Source organism: Zunongwangia atlantica 22II14-10F7 (assembly GCF_002094855.1).
GTDB classification, from domain to species: Bacteria; Bacteroidota; Bacteroidia; order Flavobacteriales; family Flavobacteriaceae; genus Zunongwangia; species Zunongwangia atlantica.
The window spans coordinates 94,347-108,083 of the sequence record NZ_ARYN01000017.1; the positions used below are offsets into that span (position 1 = coordinate 94,347).

The following is a 13,737-nucleotide window of genomic DNA, read 5'->3' on the forward strand; positions in this document are numbered from 1 at the left end:
CCTAAAATTAGGAATTAGCGATGTTTATTTTAGAAAAATCTACACGCGGATTTTTAACAGGTTTGATAAACGAAGTATCATAGCCTGCAAAACGCTTCATATAATATTTAATACTGGTACCAAATGCATCGTTGAACATTTGTGCGCCGTAGCTTCTTAAATATTTTTTCACACTACCAGGCCCTGCAAGATGTGCAGCTGCCAGAATACCAGATTCGGTAACTTCAACTCCGTTTATTGTTTTACCAACAAAGCGTTTGATATCACGAATCAAAATCCATTTGTTACGGGAAGCATTGGTATAAAACGTTGCTTCCTGAAGTTCTGGAGTATTAAGGAATTCCTGCGTGTTGTAAACACCTAATAAATTAAGTGTTCCTTTACCAAACTGGTATTTCCCCATATAACCATACTCGTTAATACTCTTGTAGTCTCCACGAGATTCTTTAAAGCCAATTGCTTCTTTAAACCCTATATAAGACTTACCTAATTTCGGAAGTGCTTTTACAGCAACTTCTGTAGATTCTAACGGCAACGTATCTAGCGATACCGTATAATCTAATTCAAGATTTGGAGTAGTAAAACCTTCAATCTCTAAATCGGCTGCCTTCTTGGTGCTGAAACTAAAAAACACAGATCCAGCAAGAACTGGTAACCAGGAAAGTTTAACAATTTTCTTACTCATTACATTTTTTTTCTGAAGACTTTGTTAAATCAAATTTTATTTCTATATTTATAAACTTGATTTATCTTCAAATTTGCGGATGCAAATGTAAGACAATTTTTAATAATCTGAAATTCAGACTGTTAAACCTTTCACAAAGCTATTTAAACTTTAGCAAAAAGATAACATAAAGTATATCAACAAGTTACACTTTCCTTAATTTTAGATTTTTTATCTTTTTATACCCTGTTTATTAATCCAGCGTACGTATTCCTGCTTGTTTCTATTATGCTGAGCAAGGGTTTTAGCAAATTTATGATACCCGAAATTTTCTACGTTGGCTACAAAATAGAAGTAATCATGATCCTCATAATTTAATACTGCATTAATTGAAGAAATATCGGGCATACTAATTGGGCCGGGGGGAATTGTAGCATATTTATAAGTATTGTAAGGAGAATCTAATTCAAGATCCTTATAAAGCACTCTTTTTATGATCGTATCGAAATTCTGTGTTTTTTCTTTAATTGCATAAATCACTGTAGGATCAGCATCCAATTTCCAGCCATTCTTATAACGATTCATGTACACTCCGGCAACTCTTGGACGCTCGTCTACCTTTGCGGTTTCTTTTTGCACAATAGAAGCTATAGTAATTACCTGCGCCGGTGTTAAACCAATCTCTTCGGCTTTCTTTAATTTCTCGGCCGTCCAAAAACGATCGTATTCCTTTTTCATTCTGCCTATAAATTCTTCAGCAGAGGTATTCCAAAAAAATTCATACTTATTAGGAATATACATTCCTAAAGCTGTTGCCTCGTTAAAATCATTTTCAGCAAGAAAATCCTCACTTCTCATCGCTTCAAGTAAACTAAGACTATCTGCTTCGATTTGAGTGGACACACGTCCTGCAAGATCTTCGATACGCTCCTGATTATTAAAAGTTACATTAATCGGCGCATTCCTGCTTCTAAGTGTATTGATGATCTCGTTATTATTCATTCCTTTTTTCAGAATAAACCTTCCAGCTTTTATATTATTTGGATATTGCTTCTTTTCTGCAACGATATTAAAGCTATTAAGATCTTTAATGAGCGGTCTTAGGCTATCAATCACCGCTGGATAAGCCGAATTTGTAGGAATTAACACTACTTTTTCTTCGGAAGAAAATGCGGTATTTTCCCCAAAAATACTTTGATAAATATAATAACTGAATCCTCCTACGGCCACCAATCCTAAAATTGCAATGGCTACTAAAATCTTTTTAATGTACATTCTTATTTATTAGTTGATATAAATATTCGTCTTTAAAACGACCATTTACAAACGTCCATTCCTTTTTTAAACCTGCCTGCGTGAATCCGCGATTTTCGAATAGTCGCAAGCTACGCTCGTTATCTGCGGTGATATTTGCATATACCTGATGTAATCCTAAATGTTTGAAGCAGTATTTACAAACAAGCGCTAAACTTTCAGCTCCAAAACCTTTTTGTCGTTCTTCTGGATTTGCAATTAGAATCCCAATGGCAGCCCTTCGATCTCTTGGTTCGAAATCGAAAATATCGATCAAACCAATGGGCTGATCTTTAAGATTACAAATTACAAGACGCAATTGTTTTATTTCGTAAATATCTAAATGTGAATTTTCAAGATATTTTTTCAGGACATATTTTGAAAAAGGAGCTTGCGTAGCACTTACTTCCCAAAATTCCTCGTTATTCTCCAATTCATGAAGAAACTCGAGGTCTTCAGGCTCTAATGCGCGCAGATATAATTTCTCTCCTTTTAATGTTAGCATTCGATCTCTCCTTTAAAAACAAGTTTTGCAGGACCCTTTAACCAAACATCACTATAATTATTGCCATCTGCTTTGAAACTTACAGATAAATTCCCTCCCGGAACCTGCAATTTCACCTCGCTTGCCTTGGTTCTATTACTATTATGCGCTGCAATCGCCACTGCGGTTACTCCGGTTCCACAAGCTAAAGTTTCATCTTCTACGCCGCGTTCATACGTTCGCACAATAAAAGTATCATCAGCTTCAGTTTTCTCGACAAAATTAACGTTAGTTCCTTTTTCCTTATAATCTGTAGAATATCGTATAGCCGCTCCTTCTTCTTTCACATCCAGCTCTTTTACATTTTCAGTAAAAACAATATGATGTGGTGAACCTGTATCTAGAAATGCAATATTACCAGATTGGTAAATATCAGATACATTTTGCATCTGTAAATTTACAATACCGTCTTTATCTACAGAAGCTTTATGAGGGCCATCGATGGCGGTAAAATTAGCTTCAGTTTCGATGATTCCTAGCATTTTTGCAAAAGCTACTAAACATCGACCACCATTACCACACATGCTACTTTCATTTCCATCAGCATTAAAGTAAACCATTTTAAAATCGTCTCCTTCAACATCCGGGTGTTCTAAAAGAATTAATCCATCTGCTCCTATGCCAAATTTACGGTCACAAAGCCTGTTGATCAATTTGGTATCGTTTTTGGATACTGTTTTATCACGATTATCGATCATAACAAAATCGTTTCCTGTTCCCTGATATTTGAAAAACTGAAGTCTCATTTTTTTAGCAGATTTTAACGGCTCAAATATACAATTTTAGAACTGACTTCTGCGTTTTTAACTATTAGCTGACAAACAGGAAAATAGAATCTATTTAGTATAATTTAAAAGTTTAATTAATAAAATTTTTCAAAAGAAGATGAGAAAATTAGCAAGTTTACTTATTGTTTCCATCCTTGGTGGAGCATTAACATTAGGTAGCTACAAGCTATTTTTTGAAGAAGAAAATGTTTCCTTCTTGCAAGAAAAGCAAGATGCTACCCAAAGCCTTATTCAAGCAAATTATGATGCCAATCGTACGTATGGTACGAATGTAGATTTTACAGCTGCTGCCGAAAAAACAGTACATGCTGTGGTTCACGTTAAAAATGTTGCCGTTTATAGTGGCCCAAGAAGTTGGGCAGACGTTATGCAGGGAAAAACTGAATCTAGCAAAGCTTTACGAGGAACTGGATCTGGTGTGATTATCACTCCAGATGGCTACATTGTAACCAACAATCATGTTATTGAAGGAGCTAACGAGTTGGAAGTTACCCTAAATAATAACAAAACTTACAAAGCGAAAGTGATAGGCGCCGATGCGATTTCAGATATTGCATTAATAAAAGTAGAACCTGAAGAAGAGTTGGAATATATTCCTTTTGGTAACTCTAACAATGTAAAAGTTGGTGAATGGGTTTTAGCTGTTGGGAATCCCTTCAACTTAAAATCTACCGTAACTGCTGGTATTGTAAGTGCAAAATCCAGAAACTTAAATCCTAATGCTACAGGACAATCCTTTATCCAGACCGATGCTGCGATAAACCCAGGAAATAGCGGTGGTGCGCTTGTAAATATTAATGGAGAATTAATTGGAATTAACACTGCAATTACCTCGATGACGGGTAGTTATGTTGGTTACGCCTTTGCTGTACCATCTAATAATGCCAGAAAAATTGTTGAGGATATTATGGAATATGGAGATATCCAACAGGGAATTCTTGGTATTAGAGGAAGTGATTTTAACAGAACTCCAGAGCTTAGTGAAGAATATGGTACTTCGCAAGGAGTTTATGTTAGTGAAGTAACCTCTGGAAGTGGTGCAGAGAAAGCCGGAATAAAAGCGAAAGATGTAATTCGAAAAGTTGATAACATTAGCGTAAATAAATTTTCAGATCTTACTGGTTATATTAACACTAAACGACCAAATGATACGGTAAACGTAACTGTTTTAAGAGATGGTGTTGAAAAAGAAATAGCCGTTAAATTAACAAAACTTAGTGTTACACAGCTTCCAATTGGTTTAGAAGTTACTAATGCTACTAAAGACGAATTAAAGTTTTATCAAACCGAAAATGGCGTAAAAATTAGTAAGACCTTAAGTGATCAATATTCTGAAGAAGAATTTGTAGGCTCTATAATTACTGAAATTAACGGTGAGAAGATCTACGATATTCGTGATGCAGATGAAGCTTTTAAATCTTTAGAAAGAGGTCAAGGTTTAACAATGACATTTATTGATAAAACCGGGCAAAAACAGCGTGTGATCTTTAGATAGGCAATAAACGTTGAAAATACACTTAAAACTCCTGTATTTACGGGAGTTTTTTTATGTTTTAAATATTTTACGAAAACGTTTGAAATATGTACTTTTGTAATAAATTCAACCACACATTTACACAAAATGAGCTTAAATAAAGTTTACGAAAGAGAACTGGCATTTCAGGCAGATCGAAGACGTGCAACAGTAGAATTTATAAATATCCTGAGTGACCTATGGTATGACAAATCTATCGAGCTTGTACTTTTCAGAAATCAGCTAATCAATAAAAATGTTAGTGACATTTTAAACCTTCATGAATATGCAGGCGCTTTTGTTCAAAAACCGATCTCAATATTTGATTCGGTTGAAATCGCAAAAGCAATTAAAAACCTGGATCTTCCTCCGGCGAAATTAGATATCGGAAAACTTACCTACGAGTATCATTTAGAAGATGACGAATATACCAATGCGCTGGCTTTCGTTTCAGATAAATTAAAAGGAGCAAAAAAAGTAGAAGCTGTAACTCCTAAAGATGTGGTGTTATATGGCTTCGGAAGAATTGGCCGATTGGTTGCTCGAGAATTGATGACAAAAACTGGCAAAGGCAATCAACTTAGATTAAGAGCTATCGTAACCAGAGATAAAATTTCAGAAGAAGTTTTAGCTAAAAGAGCTTCACTTTTAATGAATGATTCTATTCATGGTGAATTTGCAGGAACGGTTTCTTATAACCTTGAAAAATCTGCACTTCTAATCAACGGAACTACGGTTCATGTAATTAGTGCTGCAAAACCCGAAGATGTAGACTACATAAAATTTGGTATAAATGAAGCTCTAATTATCGATAATACTGGTGCTTTTCGAGACCAGGAAGCATTGAAACGACATTTAAGTTCTAAAGGAGCTTCAAAAGTATTGCTTACCGCACCGGGAAAAGGAATTCCTAATATCGTTCACGGGGCAAACCACACGTTATTTAAGCCAGACGAAAACGACATTTATTCGGCTGCCAGCTGTACCACAAATGCGATCACTCCGGTTTTAAAAGCTATCGATGAATCCTTAGGGATCGTCCATGGTCATTTAGAGACCATCCATGCATACACCAACGATCAAAACCTGGTAGACAATATGCATAGCAAATATCGCCGTGGCAGGGCAGCGAGTTTAAATATGGTTATTACTGAAACCGGTGCCGGTAAAGCAGTTGCCAAATGCTTACCTCAATTAGAAGGGAAATTAACTTCTAACGCTATACGAGTTCCTGTACCAAATGGATCTTTAGCTATTTTACATTTAGAGGTAGAAAATGAAACTTCTGTAGTAGGTGTAAACTCGGTCTTAAAAAAATATGCGCTGGAAGGCGATTTGGTAGAGCAAATTAAATTCTCGATCGATAACGAACTGGTTTCATCTGATATTATTGGCTCTTCTGCACCATCAATTTATGACAGTAAAGCAACGATCGTTGCCAATCATGGAAAAAACATCGTACTATACATTTGGTATGATAATGAGTATGGCTATAGCCATCAGGTAATCAGGCTAGCAAAGTATATTGCTAAAGTTAGGCGATATACTTACTACTAAACCTGTATTTTTTCCAATCCCCGATACCCGCCAATGGCGGGTATCTTTTTTGTGATAAACTTAACCTGTTGATTTAAAGGCTTTGTGCAATTTTGTAAAAAATAAAGCATGAATGCTAAAAGAAAAAGACGACATCTTAAGAAGAAACGATACATCATTCCCGTTTCTATAATCTTTGCACTTATCATTTTTAGATTATTTCTTCCACTGATCGTTAAAAATTACGTCAACAAAACACTAAATAATATTCCCGGTTACAACGGCCACGTAGAAGATATCGACCTTGCTTTATGGAGAGGTGCTTATACCATCGACGGTTTGATCCTGATCAATGAAGAAGCCCAAACCGATACTCCCCTACTCGATTTCCCAAAAACAGATATTTCAATAGAATGGAAATCACTTTTAAAAGGGAAAGTGGTAAGCGAGATCGAGATGCAAAGCCCTAAATTTAATTATATTTTTGAAGATCAGCAAGATTCTACTTCCGCAGAAAATGCAGATGCCGAGGATTGGACAAAAGCGCTGACAGATCTAGTGCCCATAGATATTAACCGACTCCAGATCTATAATGGTGCGGCAAATTTTGTTCAGCTTTCTACAGATCCAGAGCTTGATATGTTTATGCAAAAAATAAACCTGCAGGCAACGAATCTTAGTAATGTGGTAAACACCGAAAAAAAATTACCTTCAAATATTAAAGCCACAGCAGTTTCTATTGGTAATGGCAATGTGCATTTAAACGGTAATCTGAATTTACTCAAAGAGATTCCAGATATGGATCTTGACTTTTCTCTTGAAAAAGCAAACGCTACCGGAATCAATGATCTTACAAGGCAATACGCCGGTGTAGATTTTGAAAGCGGAACCTTCGAGCTTTATAGCGAAGTAGCCATTAACGATGCCTATATGAAGGGTTATATAAAACCCATGTTTATTAACACTAAACTGATTGGAAAAAATGATGAAGGCGGGCTATTAAAAAAACTCTGGGAAGGATTTGTTGGAGTATTCAAATTTATTCTGAAAAACCAAGGCACCGATACTTTAGCAACAAAAGTACCTATAGAAGGCGATCTTAATAATGTAAAAAGTGGCATCCTTCCCACCATTCTAAATATATTCGAAAATGCCTGGATCAACGCATTTAAAAATAGCGTAAACGAAGAAATTAATTTTGAAGATGCAAAGCGAGAAGATTAATTAAACTTAATATTCGTTGTTTTGGCGATAGTTTCTTCTGAAATTTGCAGACCAAAAAAAATGAAGCCTGCACAATAAAATATCATTTTACAGGTTACGTTGGTACTAACAAACTTGAAAACTTCATTTTAAAATGAACAAGCTACTAATTACACTATTAATTTTTACAGCATTTACACTTCAAAGTAATGCACAAGACAGTATTTCTACAACAAATCCTATTCAACAGGAATTTCAGGAGTTAATTGAGTCTTCTAACAACTACCAGGAATATAAAGTGGTAAATTACGACGACCTAATCGATCTTCGGGATAATACCAATGATTATATTCAGAAGTTAAAAGACCAGATTACGGTTGGTAAAAATACTGCAGACCAACAGGAAGACGAAATTGCTAATTTAGAAGGTGAATTAAAAACCACGCAACAAGATCTTCAAAAAGTAACCGAAGAAAAGGACAATATTGTCTTCTTAGGCTTACCACTCACTAAAGGAACCTATATGGCCATGATGTGGGGAATTGTTGCTATTCTAATTTTAGCTTTGCTTTTCTTTATTTATAAGTTTAAAAATTCTAATTCGGTTACTAAAGAGGCTAAAAAACGCCTTGATGACACCGAAAGGGAGTTTGATGCCTACAAGAAAAAGGCACTGGAGAAAGAGCAACGTCTTGGTCGATTACTTCAGGATGAAAAAAATAAGGTAAATAGAATGAACAGCTAAATTCTGCAATTATTCGCATCTTTGCAGTCCTAAAAATAAACCGCCATGCGAATAGACATTATCACTGTTGTTCCAGATATTCTAAAAAGTCCGTTTGAAGCTTCGATTCTTAAACGCGCTATCGAAAAAGGGCATGTAGAAATCCATTTACATAATTTAAGAGATTATGTAACCGATAACTATAAGCAAATTGACGATTATCAATTTGGAGGCGGCGCAGGCATGGTAATGATGATCGAGCCGATTGATAAGTGTATCACTAAGCTGAAGTCTGAACGAAATTACGACGAAGTAATTTACATGACCCCAGATGGTGTAACATTAAATCAAAAAATGGCAAACAGAGTTTCGATGATGGAAAACATTATCATTCTTTGCGGCCATTATAAAGGAGTAGATCAGCGTGTGAGGGATCATTTTATCACCAAAGAAATTTCAGTTGGAGATTATGTACTTTCTGGCGGAGAATTAGGCGCAGCAATTTTGTGCGATGCAGTAATAAGGCTTATCCCGGGAGTTCTAGGGAATGAAACTTCAGCATTAACAGATTCGTTTCAGGATAATTTATTAGCTCCTCCTGTTTACACAAGACCTGCAGAATATAAAGGATGGAAAGTACCTGAAATCTTAACTACAGGTAATTTCCCAAAGATCGAAGAGTGGCGTGAAAATGAAGCATTTAAACGTACAAAAAGACTTAGACCAGATCTTTTAGATGAAGATTAAAATTCTTCAACAAAACTTATATTTATAAAAATAAAATTTATAATTTTGCATCCGTTCTAAAATAACCTCTGGCGAGAACCGTGAACGTTGTTTTAGCTTGTATCTTAAATATTTAACTATGGAATCGTTAATTAAATACGTTCAAGACGAATTCGTTACTAAGAAAGATCTTCCTGAATTTTCAGCTGGAGATACTATTACAGTTTATTACGAAATTAAAGAGGGGCAAAAAACCCGAACTCAGTTCTTCCGTGGAGTTGTAATCCAAAAAAGAGGAACAGGTAGCTCACAAACATTCACCATTAGAAAAATGAGTGGTACTGTTGGTGTAGAGCGTATCTTCCCAGTAAACCTTCCTGCGATCCAAAAGATCGAGATCAACAAAAGAGGTAGCGTTAGAAGAGCTAGAATTTTCTACTTTAGAGAACTTACTGGTAAAAAAGCTCGTATTAAAGAAGCAAAAAGAGCTTAATTTTTACTTTTTACAATACAATTTAAAAACTCCGTTTCCAACGGAGTTTTTTTATACCCTATTTTTAATATTTCTTAACAGGCTTTACCTATATTTCACTAGCTAAAATGCCTAAAAAATAGTATATTGCGGAGGCTTCAAACCCTGTGTCTTTACAGGGTTTTTGCAAAAATTGACAAATCAAAAAAATTGAATAATGGCAGAAAACACCAAGATTTTTTACACAAAAACAGATGAAGCTCCGGCTTTAGCCACATACTCATTACTTCCAATTGTACAGACTTATACCAAAGCAGCAGATGTAATTTTAGAAACAAAAGATATTTCTCTAGCGGGACGTATACTTTCTCAATTCCCAGAATTTCTAGAAGAAGATCAAAAAGTTGCAGATGCATTGACTGAACTTGGTGAACTAGCAAAAAAACCAGAAGCAAATATTATTAAACTACCTAATATTAGTGCTTCTATCCCACAGTTAAAAGCAGCAATTAAAGAACTTCAGGAAAAAGGATACAAACTTCCTGAATATCCAGATGAACCAGCAACTGAGGAAGAAAAAGAAATTAGAGCTAAGTACGATAAAGTAAAAGGTAGTGCGGTAAACCCGGTTTTACGTGAAGGAAACTCAGATCGTAGAGCTCCAAAAGCGGTAAAGAATTTTGCAAAAAAGAATCCACACTCGATGGGAGCATGGAGTGCCGACTCTAAATCTCACGTTTCAACTATGGATAGCGGAGATTTTTGCCATAACGAAAAATCTGTTACTCTTAACGAAGACGATAGCGTAGATATCGTATTCACTTCAGCTTCTGGAGAAGAGACTGTTCTTAAAAAGGGAATTAAATTACTTGCTGGCGAAATTATCGATGGTACAGTAATGCATGTTGCTCAATTAGAAAAATTCTTAAAAGAGCAGGTTCAGGATGCTAAAGACAAAGGAGTTCTTTTCTCCCTTCATATGAAAGCAACCATGATGAAGGTTTCAGATCCTATTATTTTTGGGCATGCTGTAAAAGTATTTTTTGCTGATGTTTTCGAAAAATATGGTGACGATATTAAAAAAGCAGGAGGAAATCCAAATAGTGGTCTTGGAGATATCTTAAGTGCTATTGAAACACTTCCTGAAGATAAAAGCAAAGAAATTAGTGATGCTATTCAAACCGCTATAGATAACGGTCCAGATATGGCAATGGTAAATTCAGATAAAGGAATTACCAATCTACACGTACCTAGTGATGTAATTATTGATGCTTCTATGCCAGCAATGATTAGAACTTCTGGGCAAATGTGGAACAAAGACAATAAAACTCAGGACACTAAAGCGGTAATTCCAGATAGTAGTTACGCCGGAATTTACCAGGCCACTATCGAATTCTGTAAAGAACACGGTGCTTTTGATCCTACTACAATGGGAACTGTTCCTAACGTAGGTCTTATGGCTCAAAAAGCTGAAGAATACGGTTCTCACGATAAAACTTTCGAATTACCTGAAGCTGGTACTGTAAAAGTTGTAGACCTTAAAGGCGAAAATTTAATCGAACACGAAGTTGAAGCAGGCGATATTTGGAGAATGTGCCAGGTAAAAGATGCTCCTATCCAAGATTGGATAAAATTAGCAGTTAATCGTGCAAAAGATAGTGGAATGCCAATCGTATTCTGGTTAGATAACGAGAGAGCTCATGATGCACAATTAATTGAAAAAGTACAAAAGTATCTTCCACAGCATGATACTGAAGGACTTCAGATCGAGATCATGTCTCCAGTAAAAGCAACTGAATTTACTCTAAAAAGAGTAAAAGAAGGAAAAGATACCATCTCTGTAACTGGTAACGTACTTAGAGATTATTTAACCGATTTATTCCCAATTCTAGAATTAGGAACCAGTGCAAAAATGCTCTCTATTGTTCCTTTAATGAATGGCGGAGGTTTATTTGAAACTGGTGCTGGTGGATCTGCACCAAAGCACGTACAACAATTTATTGAAGAAGGACACTTAAGATGGGATTCTTTAGGAGAGTTTCTTGCATTAGCGGTTTCTTTAGAGCACTTAGGAAATAAATACAACAACGAAAGAGCTCTTGTACTAGCAGACACCTTAGATAAGGCTACTGAAAAATTCCTTGAAAACGGAAAATCTCCTTCCAGAAAGGTAAATGAAATTGATAACCGCGGAAGTCATTTTTATCTTGCTTTATATTGGGCTGAAGCTTTAGCAAGTCAAGATAAAGATGCCGATTTAAAAGACCATTTTGGTAAGATAGCCTCAGAACTTGAAGCGAATGAAGCTAAAATTATGGAAGAGTTGAATGGCGCACAGGGATCTCCTCAGGATATCGGTGGATATTACAAAATGGACGATCAAAAAACTAGCAGTGCGATGCTACCTAGTGAAACGCTAAATAAGATTTTAGGAAACTAAATCCTGAAAAAGTAAACTATCTCGGGGCAAGCCCACGAGACATTCACTAGAATTTTTTTTAATTTCGAGGCAAGCCTCGGAGTATTACACCCGTTGGCGGTGCCAATAAATTTTATTAAAGGCCGAAATTGTATAATTTCGGCCTTTCTTTTTTAAGTCTTAGTATTATTGCTTCAAATCCACACAATAATTCTATTAATCTTAGGTTAAACCTCATTTTCGTAGTTTCAAAAAGTATTTTCTTACCGAAATTTGCAGAATGAATTATACGCCCGGCGAAAGAAACAAGAAAAAAGAATACATTATTTTATTGGTTTTGGGAACCCTAATAGCTTTAGGTCCATTCTCCATAGATTCCTACCTACCAGGTTTTGAAAATATAGCTGAAGATTTCAATATTAGCGTTGCAAAAGTTGGCTTAACTCTTACCTCTTATTTTATTGGGATTTCACTAGGTCAAATGGCTTACGGACCAATAATGGATAAATTCGGTAGAAAACGACCATTACAGATTGGTTTAGTGATTTATATTCTTGCAGCTTTAGCCTGCTACTATTCACCAAACTTAACTTTCTTAATAATTTCAAGGTTCTTTTTAGCTTTAGGAGCATCAGCAGGAATGGTTGCATCTAAAGCCATAGTAAGGGATATTTTTCCTGTTGAGGAAGTTGCCGGTGCTATTTCAATCTTAATGCTAATAATGGGTGGAGCACCAATTATTGCGCCCACCATTGGAGGCTTTATCATACAATCTTATGGCTGGCCTATTGTATTTTTATTTATGGGAGGTTTTGCAGTATTGATGCTTATTAGTGTTTCTAGTTTTTTACCGGAAAGTATCACACCAGATAATAAAGTTCAGCTTACTCCAAAAAGTGTTTTAAAAAATTACTACGGAATTCTAATTCATCCTAAATTTAGGAATTTTGCCTTTGCAGGGAGTTTTGCAATTGGAGCAATGTTCTCATACATCTCTTCTGCACCTAAATTATTCATGAATATCTTTGATCTTAGTCAGAGTGAGTTTGGAATTTTATTCGGAATAAACGCAGGAGGCTTAATTCTGGGAAGTCAGATTAATCGTTTCGTTCTTAAGAAATTCAACATACTGAAGATTACAATAATCAACAGTGTGTTATTAGTTATATTATCCTTTCTTTTTTTAATTGCCGGAAGTTTTGATCCAAACTTCTATGTGATCGTAATTCTTATATTTTTAATATTATTCCTGCTGGGATTTCAAAACCCTAACACAACAGCTTTATCCCTTACTCCGTTTACAAAGCGAGCAGGAAGAGCTTCTGCACTAATAGGAAGCATGAAGATGATCCTGGGAGCCTTAGCTTCATTTGTTGTAAGTTTATTCCATAGCGACAGCATAGTTCCTTTAGGAATAATTTTATTAGTTTCTCTCGGAATTAGTAGCCTTTTACTTTTTCAATATTCTGCAAAAAATAAACAGATAAAAGAATACTAGTTTTATAAATTGAACTTGATAGGCTATAGATTCCTTAAATTTGCACAAAAATCATCTGAATCCATTTTAATAATGAAACATACAGATCGCAGACTTCTAGGAAAAGGAATAAAACATTTAGCGGGTTCCTTACCGCTTGCGGTAGCAGGACCAGTAATTATAACCAGTTCTTTTCAGAATCAGGACAAGCCATTATTCATTCCAATCTTAACTTTAGGCATCATAGCAATGATTACAGCCATCTTCTTAATTTTCCGCGGAATTATGATCGTTATGAAAGCTATTTTCGATTAAGAAATAAAAACTTCATTCTTACAACGCAATTTACCACGTAGATAAATACTTAATGGGCAGCAG

The 13,737-nt window shown here is 35.5% G+C and carries 13 protein-coding genes; 9 read left to right on the forward strand and 4 right to left on the reverse strand.

Annotated elements, in window-relative coordinates:
- Positions 1–7: 7 nt before the first annotated feature.
- From IIF7_RS17165 to dapF, 4 genes are all read right to left on the reverse strand, one after another.
- Positions 8–685, reverse strand: coding sequence for a peptidoglycan-binding protein LysM (locus tag IIF7_RS17165; protein ID WP_084842916.1), 678 nt, complete (start codon positions 683–685; stop codon positions 8–10).
- A 210-nt stretch (positions 686–895) separates the two neighbouring features.
- Entirely contained in the window at positions 896–1,939 is a 1,044-nt protein-coding gene (gene mltG, locus IIF7_RS17170; RefSeq protein WP_084842917.1) for an endolytic transglycosylase MltG, read from the reverse strand.
- Positions 1,929–2,462 (reverse strand): GNAT family N-acetyltransferase, encoded by a 534-nt coding sequence (locus tag IIF7_RS17175; RefSeq protein ID WP_084842918.1) that lies wholly within the window; start codon positions 2,460–2,462, stop codon positions 1,929–1,931. The genes mltG and IIF7_RS17175 overlap by 11 nt, the downstream gene beginning before the upstream one ends.
- Complete coding sequence (gene dapF / locus IIF7_RS17180) at positions 2,456–3,247, reverse strand: diaminopimelate epimerase (RefSeq protein ID WP_084842919.1); 792 nt, start codon at positions 3,245–3,247, stop codon at positions 2,456–2,458. The genes IIF7_RS17175 and dapF overlap by 7 nt, the downstream gene beginning before the upstream one ends.
- A gap of 139 nt (positions 3,248–3,386) precedes the next feature.
- Here dapF and IIF7_RS17185 point away from each other — a divergent pair, with 139 nt between their 5' ends.
- From IIF7_RS17185 to IIF7_RS17225, 9 genes are all read left to right on the forward strand, one after another.
- Positions 3,387–4,784 carry a S1C family serine protease gene (locus IIF7_RS17185; protein ID WP_084842920.1) on the forward strand — a complete coding sequence of 466 codons (1,398 nt, stop codon included), beginning with the start codon at positions 3,387–3,389 and terminating at the stop codon, positions 4,782–4,784.
- Positions 4,785–4,910: 126 nt separating this feature from the next.
- The gene (locus IIF7_RS17190) at positions 4,911–6,359 is read left to right on the forward strand and encodes a glyceraldehyde-3-phosphate dehydrogenase (RefSeq protein ID WP_084842921.1); all 1,449 of its coding nucleotides are present in this window, start codon (positions 4,911–4,913) and stop codon (positions 6,357–6,359) included.
- A 108-nt stretch (positions 6,360–6,467) separates the two neighbouring features.
- Positions 6,468–7,562 carry a DUF748 domain-containing protein gene (locus IIF7_RS17195; RefSeq protein WP_084842922.1) on the forward strand — a complete coding sequence of 365 codons (1,095 nt, stop codon included), beginning with the start codon at positions 6,468–6,470 and terminating at the stop codon, positions 7,560–7,562.
- A 133-nt stretch (positions 7,563–7,695) separates the two neighbouring features.
- Complete coding sequence (locus IIF7_RS17200; protein WP_084842923.1) at positions 7,696–8,286, forward strand: hypothetical protein; 591 nt, start codon at positions 7,696–7,698, stop codon at positions 8,284–8,286.
- A gap of 45 nt (positions 8,287–8,331) precedes the next feature.
- On the forward strand, positions 8,332–9,012 hold the full coding sequence (trmD, locus tag IIF7_RS17205; RefSeq protein WP_084842924.1) for a tRNA (guanosine(37)-N1)-methyltransferase TrmD: 681 nt from the start codon (positions 8,332–8,334) through the stop codon (positions 9,010–9,012).
- Positions 9,013–9,130: 118 nt separating this feature from the next.
- Entirely contained in the window at positions 9,131–9,484 is a 354-nt protein-coding gene (gene rplS / locus IIF7_RS17210) for a 50S ribosomal protein L19 (RefSeq protein WP_013073002.1), read from the forward strand.
- Positions 9,485–9,680: 196 nt separating this feature from the next.
- Entirely contained in the window at positions 9,681–11,903 is a 2,223-nt protein-coding gene (locus tag IIF7_RS17215) for an NADP-dependent isocitrate dehydrogenase (protein WP_084842925.1), read from the forward strand.
- A 259-nt stretch (positions 11,904–12,162) separates the two neighbouring features.
- Positions 12,163–13,380: a multidrug effflux MFS transporter gene (locus tag IIF7_RS17220; protein ID WP_084842926.1), complete on the forward strand. Its 1,218-nt coding sequence runs from the start codon at positions 12,163–12,165 to the stop codon at positions 13,378–13,380.
- 72 nt (positions 13,381–13,452) lie between these two features.
- Positions 13,453–13,674 (forward strand): DUF6095 family protein, encoded by a 222-nt coding sequence (locus IIF7_RS17225; RefSeq protein ID WP_084842927.1) that lies wholly within the window; start codon positions 13,453–13,455, stop codon positions 13,672–13,674.
- The last annotated feature ends 63 nt before the right edge of the window (positions 13,675–13,737 follow it).

Bases quoted from the DNA above. Each gene is read 5' to 3' on its own strand.
- IIF7_RS17165 (WP_084842916.1), bottom strand. From the start codon at position 685: ATGAGTAAGAAAATTGTTAAACTTTCCTGGTTACCAGTTCTTGCTGGA.
- mltG (WP_084842917.1), bottom strand. From the start codon at position 1,939: ATGTACATTAAAAAGATTTTAGTAGCCATTGCAATTTTAGGATTGGTG.
- IIF7_RS17175 (WP_084842918.1), bottom strand. From the start codon at position 2,462: ATGCTAACATTAAAAGGAGAGAAATTATATCTGCGCGCATTAGAGCCT.
- dapF (WP_084842919.1), bottom strand. From the start codon at position 3,247: ATGAGACTTCAGTTTTTCAAATATCAGGGAACAGGAAACGATTTTGTT.
- IIF7_RS17185 (WP_084842920.1), top strand. From the start codon at position 3,387: ATGAGAAAATTAGCAAGTTTACTTATTGTTTCCATCCTTGGTGGAGCA.
- IIF7_RS17190 (WP_084842921.1), top strand. From the start codon at position 4,911: ATGAGCTTAAATAAAGTTTACGAAAGAGAACTGGCATTTCAGGCAGAT.
- IIF7_RS17195 (WP_084842922.1), top strand. From the start codon at position 6,468: ATGAATGCTAAAAGAAAAAGACGACATCTTAAGAAGAAACGATACATC.
- IIF7_RS17200 (WP_084842923.1), top strand. From the start codon at position 7,696: ATGAACAAGCTACTAATTACACTATTAATTTTTACAGCATTTACACTT.
- trmD (WP_084842924.1), top strand. From the start codon at position 8,332: ATGCGAATAGACATTATCACTGTTGTTCCAGATATTCTAAAAAGTCCG.
- rplS (WP_013073002.1), top strand. From the start codon at position 9,131: ATGGAATCGTTAATTAAATACGTTCAAGACGAATTCGTTACTAAGAAA.
- IIF7_RS17215 (WP_084842925.1), top strand. From the start codon at position 9,681: ATGGCAGAAAACACCAAGATTTTTTACACAAAAACAGATGAAGCTCCG.
- IIF7_RS17220 (WP_084842926.1), top strand. From the start codon at position 12,163: ATGAATTATACGCCCGGCGAAAGAAACAAGAAAAAAGAATACATTATT.
- IIF7_RS17225 (WP_084842927.1), top strand. From the start codon at position 13,453: ATGAAACATACAGATCGCAGACTTCTAGGAAAAGGAATAAAACATTTA.